We start from the raw sequence: 4575 nt of genomic DNA on the forward strand, positions 1-4575 counted from the left end.
CCTGTCGCCCGGCACACAAGAGATCGTTGACCGGCAAGTGCCGATGAGGCGCCTGGGCCGCCCCGAAGAAGTGGCCGAGGTCGTGCACTTCCTGGCCAGCACGCAATCCTCTTATGTCACCGGCTCGGAAATCCCGATCAACGGCGGTCAGCACATCTAACACTATACCAACAAGGCAACCCCATGAACGAAATGCAGATCCTCCCCAATTCCCCCGAGGCGCGCGACATCGCCTATCACTTCCACGGCTACACCAACGCCGCCGCACATGCCGAAACCGGCCCGATGATCATCGAGCGGGGCGAGGGCATCTATGTCTATGACAGCAACGGCAACCGTTACATCGAAGCTCTCTCGGGCCTCTGGAGCGCTGCGGTTGGCTTTAACGAACCGCGCCTTGCCAAGGCGGCGGCCGATCAGATGGCGAAACTACCCTTCTATCACAATTTCGGTCACAAATCGCACGGACCTGCCATTGACCTGGCAGAAAAGCTGATCTCGCTTGCGCCGGTGCCCATGAGCAAAGTGTTCTTCACCAACTCAGGCTCCGAGGCGAATGACACGGTGCTGAAAATGCTCTGGTATCGCTCGAACGCCCTGGGCCAGCCCGAGCGCAAGAAGGTGATCGCGCGGCAGCGCGGCTACCACGGTGTCACCATCGCTGCGGGCAGTCTGACAGGTCTGCCGAACAACCATCGCTCTTTCGATCTGCCCATCGACCGGGTGCTGCACACGACCTGCCCGCACTACTGGAAAGACGGCAAAGGCGGCGAAACCGAGGAAGAGTTCGCCACCCGCTGCGCCACCGACCTTGAAAGCCTTATCGAAGCGGAAGGCCCCGAGACCATTGCCGCCTTCTTTGCCGAACCCGTCATGGGCGCGGGTGGCGTCGTTGTGCCGCCCCGGACCTATTGGGACAAGATCCAGGCGGTGCTGGACAAATACGACATCCTGCTCGTTGCCGACGAGGTGATCTGCGGCTTTGGCCGCACCGGACAGATGTTCGGGTCGCACACATTTGGGATGAAGCCCGATGTCATGGTGATGTCGAAACAGATCACCTCCAGCTATGTACCCTTTAGCGCCTTCATGATGAACGACCGGTTCTATGCGCCGATTGCCGAGGAAAGCGGACGGATTGGCGTTCTGGGTCATGGCTTTACTGGCGGTAGTCACCCGCTGGGCGCAGCGGTTGCCCTGGAGAACATTGCGATCATCGAAGAGCGCGAACTGGTGGCCAACGCGCGGACGGTGGGGGCACGGTTCCACAAGAAGCTCGACAGCCTTCAGGACCACCCCCTGGTTGGCGAGATCCGCGGCGTCGGCTTCATCTCGGCGCTGGAGCTGGTCAATGACAAGGCTGCGAAATCCGTGACCGGCCCGGTCGGCGCCCTGGGCGGGCTGTTGAACGCAGCCCTGCTGCGCAACGGGGCGATCACCCGCAACCTTGGCGACGCCGTCGCATTCTGTCCGCCGCTGATCACCAGCGAAGAGCAGGTCGATGATCTGTTTGCCATCGTGAAGAAATCGCTCGACGACGTGACCCGGCTGGTCAAGGAAAACTAAGGAACGGCACCATGGAAAAACTGAATCTTATCGCCGGTGAATGGGCCTCCGGCACCGATTGGGCTGAAAACATCAACCCCTCGGACACAACTGATGTCATCGGGCAGTACGCCCGCGCCAGCGCGGAACAGACGCGCCATGCCATTGCCGCCGCAAAAGCCGCCGCCCCCACTTGGGCGCAATCGACTCCCCAGTCACGTGCCGATGCGCTGGAGGCTGTCGGTGTCGAGCTTCTGGCCCGCAGAGAAGAACTGGGTGAACTGCTGTCGCGGGAGGAGGGCAAGATCCTTTCGGAAGGCATCGGCGAGGTGACGCGCGCGGCGCATGTCTTCAAGTTTTACGCACAGGAAGCCTTGCGGATTGAAGGGGTGTCCATGGCGTCGGTCCGCCCCGGTGTCCGGGTCGAGGTGCGTCATGAGCCGGTGGGCGTCGTTGGGCTGATCACGCCCTGGAACTATCCCATCGCGATCCCCGCCTGGAAAATCGCACCGGCCTTGGCCTATGGCAACACGGTGGTGTTCAAACCGGCAGACCTTACACCCGGCTGTGGCTGGGCCCTGGCCGAAATCCTGTCGCGGGCGGGCCTGCCTGCTGGCGTGTTCAACTTGGTCATGGGGCGCGGCAGCGTTGTTGGTGAAGAGATCGTGCGCTCTCCTGATGTGGCGGCGGTGTCCTTCACCGGCTCCGAAGCGACAGGGGCGGGCATTCGCACCCGTGTGGCCGAACGCGGCGGCAAGGTGCAGCAGGAAATGGGCGGCAAAAGCCCCCTGATCGTGATGGATGACGCCGATCTGCAAACCGCCATCGACTGCGCGATCGGCGGGTCGGTTCTGTCGACCGGCCAGCGCTGCACCTCGAACACCCGGATCATCGCCACCCCCGGTATTCACGACGCGCTTGTCGCAGGCATGGTGGATGCCGCGCGCGCCCTGAGGGTCGGACATGCCCTTGATCCCGCCTCGCAGATCGGCCCGGCGGTGGACGAGCGGCAACTGCAAACCAACCTCAAATACATCAGCATCGCCGATAGCGAGGGCGCCGAACGCTTGTGTGGTGGCGAGGTGCTTACCCGCGACACGCCCGGCTTCTATATGGAACCGACCGTTTACGCGAACTGCACAAACCAGATGCAGCACGTACGCGAAGAGATTTTCGGCCCAGTTGTCAGCGTTCTGAAGGCCGCTGATTATGACGAGGCGGTGGCGATCGCGAATGACAGCCCCTTGGGCCTGTCTTCGGGTATCTGCACAACCTCGCTGAAGTTTGCCGAGGACTTCAAGTCCCGGTCTCAGGCCGGTATGGTGATGGTCAACTTGCCCACAGCCGGGGTGGATTACCATGTGCCTTTCGGTGGGCGAAAAGGCTCAAGCTACGGCAGCCGCGAGCAGGGACGCGCCGCGCGTGAGTTCTTCACGACATCCAAGACCGCATACATCAGCTTTTGAGGCTTTTTGGGCACCTGGAAGCTTCGATTTTTAGGTGCCCACGTCCACGCGCCACCATTTGCAGGTGCAGCATTATCTCATTTCTTTCAAAAAACTACGAAAAAAAGTGATCAACCGTACGTGAGAGTTGACCTGCCCCCCGCAATTTCACTCTTTCTGATGTAGAGTTGGCCTGCCCCCACTTTCTCACGGCAAGTTGTCGCGCATTAGCATCAGGTTACGTTGGCCCTCGTTCGCACACGCATTAAGCGAGCTGGGGTAAGTTTCATCCAAGGGTCTCTATGAGCGCGATGCTGCAGCTTCGCAGTCCACCTCGAAGTTTCATTGGCAGCAAGTACACCTACAAATGGAGTACATATCGCGTGGCTAAGCTTCGCGCAGCGTGTCCGCTTTGCGGGCATGAACTTGCGGGATCGTGTAGCACAGAACATCCAGGAATTGAGACGCGCCAGCGGCCTCAGCCAGGAGGAGCTTGCTCATCGGGCCGATGTGAGCCGCGGCCATATGTGCAAGGTCGAGAACGCCAGGTTCGCCGCTTCTCTCGACCTTCTCGAACGCATCGCCAAGGCGCTGAACGTCGACCCCGAAGAGTTCTTTACAAAGCGCTAGCTAAAATTTGCCAGCCCCTGATGCGCCCTCGATCGGAGCGTCTCAAGAGGTAGTCAAATGGAGCGCAGTGAGTTCAATGAGTAAGAGAAAGACAGGCTGGCCTTTCCAGGAAGGGTTTCTGAACACCGATACGCAGGCGCTTCACCTGTTCACCGATTACCGTTGGAATGACGGCTCTGTGAGCCGTCGTTGGCATGTTGACCCTGAACGCTTTGAGGCAGACCTAACCGAACTTCGCCCTGTCTCCCTGAACACATCGGAGCGTTCGGATCAGTAGGAGAACCAGTCCGAATGGCCCATGTTGCCCTCGTAGTCGCCGAATTCGACCATGATGCTGCGGGAATAGAAGTGCCATAGGCCACCGCTGGTCGGGTAAGCGATCTCCTGCCCGCTTTCCGAGATGAATGTCGCGGGCCAGGGCGCGTGGGATCCGTAGACCCGCTGGATGTAGCGGCAGGTCCGGTTCTCGCGATCACAGGAGCGGATCGACCAGTCCCATTGACGCGGCTCGTCACGCGGCTCATAGGAGCGCCCGGTGAACCAGATCACATGGGTCCGGTTCAGCCATTCGTATTCCGGCAGGTTGGTGTCGAGTTCACCCTCGCCGCCCGGACCACCGAGCTCGACCGGCACATGGGCGAAGGTGCAGACCCCGAAGGGCGGTAGACTCGGCCAGGGCGTGATGCGGCGGATCATGGTGCGATAGGCGCGGGCACAAACGGCACTCGGGGGGAACCCACCCGCCATGCAGAGCATGATGGCGCAGTCGATGTCATAGGCCTGCGCCTTCTCCGGGGCTCCGAACACTGCCATCACCCCCATCGCCGCCGCCATCACTTGTCGTCTCATGTCACTCTCCCGCAAAAGTTGCGCGGACTATCGCGCAATATGTATTTATCTGCAATATGTCGTATTGACTCTATATGACTTTATGGCCTTAGTGTCGTGAAGTAGA

5 protein-coding genes are annotated in these 4575 nt (G+C 60.3%); 4 read left to right on the top strand and 1 reads right to left on the bottom strand.

Annotation, left to right across the window (positions count from 1 at the left end; all coding sequences use genetic code 11):
- Positions 1-22 precede the first annotated feature (22 nt).
- From A3764_RS12835 to A3764_RS12850, 4 genes are all read left to right on the top strand, one after another.
- Positions 23-160 (top strand): SDR family oxidoreductase, encoded by a 138-nt coding sequence (locus A3764_RS12835; protein WP_330220522.1) that lies wholly within the window; start codon positions 23-25, stop codon positions 158-160.
- A 32-nt stretch (positions 161-192) separates the two neighbouring features.
- Entirely contained in the window at positions 193-1566 is a 1374-nt protein-coding gene (locus A3764_RS12840; RefSeq protein ID WP_067267631.1) for an aspartate aminotransferase family protein, read from the top strand.
- Between the two features lie 11 nt (positions 1567-1577).
- Positions 1578-3011 carry an aldehyde dehydrogenase family protein gene (locus tag A3764_RS12845; RefSeq protein WP_067267618.1) on the top strand — a complete coding sequence of 478 codons (1434 nt, stop codon included), beginning with the start codon at positions 1578-1580 and terminating at the stop codon, positions 3009-3011.
- Positions 3012-3410: 399 nt separating this feature from the next.
- On the top strand, positions 3411-3620 hold the full coding sequence (locus A3764_RS12850) for a helix-turn-helix domain-containing protein (protein WP_067267616.1): 210 nt from the start codon (positions 3411-3413) through the stop codon (positions 3618-3620).
- A 270-nt stretch (positions 3621-3890) separates the two neighbouring features.
- On the opposite strand, the gene A3764_RS12855 is transcribed toward A3764_RS12850, so the two are convergent.
- On the bottom strand, positions 3891-4469 hold the full coding sequence (locus A3764_RS12855) for a hypothetical protein (RefSeq protein ID WP_067267612.1): 579 nt from the start codon (positions 4467-4469) through the stop codon (positions 3891-3893).
- Positions 4470-4575 lie beyond the last annotated feature (106 nt).

Source organism: Sulfitobacter sp. HI0129 (assembly GCF_001635395.1).
Lineage (GTDB): Bacteria > Pseudomonadota > Alphaproteobacteria > Rhodobacterales > Rhodobacteraceae > Sulfitobacter.

Bases quoted from the DNA above. Each gene is read 5' to 3' on its own strand.
- A3764_RS12840 (WP_067267631.1), top strand. From the start codon at position 193: ATGCAGATCCTCCCCAATTCCCCCGAGGCGCGCGACATCGCCTATCAC.
- A3764_RS12845 (WP_067267618.1), top strand. From the start codon at position 1,578: ATGGAAAAACTGAATCTTATCGCCGGTGAATGGGCCTCCGGCACCGAT.
- A3764_RS12850 (WP_067267616.1), top strand. From the start codon at position 3,411: ATGAACTTGCGGGATCGTGTAGCACAGAACATCCAGGAATTGAGACGC.
- A3764_RS12855 (WP_067267612.1), bottom strand. From the start codon at position 4,469: ATGAGACGACAAGTGATGGCGGCGGCGATGGGGGTGATGGCAGTGTTC.